Origin of the sequence: Ensifer sp. (assembly GCF_035999135.1) — a bacterium.
Classification (GTDB): domain Bacteria; phylum Pseudomonadota; class Alphaproteobacteria; order Rhizobiales; family Rhizobiaceae; genus Ensifer.
Genome location: NZ_DASYGZ010000157.1, coordinates 1 through 1,529, shown reverse-complemented (window position 1 = coordinate 1,529; position 1,529 = coordinate 1). Strand labels below are relative to the sequence as shown.

The 1,529-nt window shown below is 62.8% G+C and carries 1 protein-coding gene; it reads left to right on the top strand.

Features of this window, described 5'->3' with window-relative positions; translation table 11 throughout:
- Window positions 1–114: 114 nt before the first annotated feature.
- On the top strand, window positions 115–1,529 hold a 1,415-nt coding region (gene acnA, locus VGO12_RS20515), incomplete at its 3' end, for an aconitate hydratase AcnA (protein ID WP_327514603.1).

Here is a 1,529-nt window from a genome sequence, read left to right as displayed (position 1 = left end):
TTTCCACGTACGGACAGCGGAAATGGCCGCACCCGCATCCCAAATCGCGCTTCACAGGCGCTCGGGCGTTCGTACGTCAGCTTTTGGCGATCAGACGGAACGGGGTATTATCCAGTGTCCAAGTCTCTAGACAGTTTTAATTGTCGCTCCACGCTCACGGTCAACGGCGTGGACTACGTCTATTACAGCCTTCCCAAGGCTGAGGCGAACGGTCTCGCCGGCGTTTCGAAGCTTCCCTACTCGATGAAGGTTCTGCTCGAGAACCTGCTGCGCAACGAAGACGGCCGCTCCGTCACCAAAAAAGACATCGAGAACATTGCCGCCTGGCTCAACGACAAGGGCACGGCAGAAAACGAAATCGCCTACCGTCCGGCTCGCGTGCTGATGCAGGATTTCACCGGCGTTCCAGCCGTCGTCGACCTCGCGGCCATGCGTGACGCCATGGTCTCGCTCGGTGGCGACCCGGAAAAGATCAACCCGCTCGTTCCCGTCGACCTCGTCATCGACCACTCCGTCATCGTCGACGAATTCGGCACGCCGAACGCTTTTGCCCGCAACGTCGAGCTCGAATATGAGCGCAACGGCGAGCGCTACCGCTTCTTGAAGTGGGGCCAGCAGGCGTTCAAGAACTTCCGCGTCGTGCCGCCCGGCACCGGCATCTGTCATCAGGTCAATCTGGAGTATCTGGGCCAGACTGTCTGGACCCGTGAAGAAGATGGCGTGATCACCGCCTACCCGGACACCTGCGTCGGCACCGACAGCCACACCACCATGATCAACGGCCTCGGCGTCCTCGGCTGGGGTGTGGGTGGCATCGAGGCGGAAGCCGCCATGCTCGGCCAGCCGGTCTCCATGCTCCTGCCCGAAGTCATCGGCTTCAAGCTGACCGGCAAGCTGAAAGAGGGCGTCACCGCCACCGACCTCGTGCTCATGGTCGTGCAGATGCTGCGCAAGAAGGGCGTGGTTTCGAAGTTCGTCGAATTCTTCGGCCCCGGCCTCGACAACATGACGCTCGCCGACCGCGCCACCATCGGCAACATGGGCCCGGAATACGGCGCTACCTGCGGCTTCTTCCCGGTCGACAGCGAAACCATCAACTACCTCACCATGTCCGGCCGCGAGGAAAACCGCATCGCGCTGGCCGAAGCCTACTCCAAGGCTCAGGGCATGTGGCGCGACGGTGATGGTTCCGAGCTCGTCTTCACCGACACGCTCGAACTCGACCTTGGCGACGTCGTCCCGGCCATGGCCGGCCCGAAGCGCCCGGAAGGCCGTATTCCGCTCGAAAGCATCGCATCGGGCTTCGCAACCGCGCTCGAAGGCGACTACAAGAAGCCGGGCCAGCTTTCGAACCGCTATGCGGTCGAGGGCACCGATTTCGACCTCGGCCATGGCGACGTCGCCATCGCGGCGATCACCTCCTGCACCAACACCTCCAACCCGTCGGTGCTGATCGCGGCCGGCCTGCTTGCCCGCAACGCCGTTGCCAGGGGCCTGAAGTCCAAGCCGTGGGTGAAGACCTCGCTGGC